This window comes from Actinomyces sp. S6-Spd3, from assembly GCF_000758755.1.
GTDB lineage: Bacteria > Actinomycetota > Actinomycetes > Actinomycetales > Actinomycetaceae > Pauljensenia.
Window position 1 is genome coordinate 1 of the sequence record NZ_JRMV01000233.1, and the last position, 942, is coordinate 942.

Annotated in this window: 1 protein-coding gene and 1 pseudogene; both read right to left on the bottom strand. The window is 50.8% G+C overall.

Annotated features, from left to right (window positions below):
* The coding region (locus tag HMPREF1627_RS01915; protein ID WP_234305202.1) for an ABC transporter permease at positions 1-590 on the bottom strand (590 nt) is incomplete at its 3' end.
* Positions 591-592: 2 nt separating this feature from the next.
* A pseudogene (locus HMPREF1627_RS01920) lies at positions 593-942 on the bottom strand (ABC transporter ATP-binding protein); the annotation flags it as partial.

Below are 942 nucleotides of genomic sequence, written 5' to 3' on the forward strand. Positions count from 1 at the left end.
GCCTGCACCGGTCGGGGCAAAATATCTAAAGGAAACGCGATCCCGGAAGTCGCGAACAGAGCGAACACGCCCAGAACAATCACAACATTTCCATACATTTCTCGGACCAGGCTTCCGAGAATCAACCCAATGGGAGCGTGCGTAGCAACAGCGAACAGCATAACCAGCACTACCAGCAGGATGGTTCCCGTACCCAACTGGCTCATATCAAAGAAAACGAATCCACCGATCAGAATTAGAATCTGCATAAGTAACACAACGATGCCGGTCGAAATTGATTTACCGATCGCCCACGCCATCGGCCCATTCGGTAGCGACCTGGCGCGCAACAGAACCCCGGAACTACGTTCCATCATCATCTCTGAAGTCAGCTGAATGATGATTAGCATCGAAAGTCCCGCAGTCATCGAAATGACCATGTACCTGCCGATCGAGGTCCCGATCTGCTCCAAGGCTTTGCCATCTATCCATTTGCCAACACCTAAAATCACCAGGGGTGTGAAGAATAGATTGAAGATAGCAGCGCCCAGTAGGTTTATGCGCATCTCGGCCTTCACATGCATGCCGATCATTTTCAAGAATCCAGACACTTTCACAGCGCGCCTCCCGTAGCCTCGGCTGGTTTCACTTCCACCGCATAGTTGTTTTTCTTGTCATCGACGAGGGCAAGGTAGGCGTCCTCTAACGTGGGCCGCGAGATTGAAAGGCCGGTTATAACGTCTAGATCCAACGTTTTCACAAACGGTTCCACCTGATTGGTAGCGTGAACAAAACGTTTGCCGTCTTGTTTCCACGTAATCTGTGCAGGTTTTACAAGCTGGTCACTAAGTTCAGGTACGCTGGCATCCGCGATGAGCTTGCCGTCTTTGATAATGAGGATGCGCGACGCCAGCTTTTCAGCTTCATGCAGGTCATGAGTTGTTAGCACAACGGTTGCTCCAA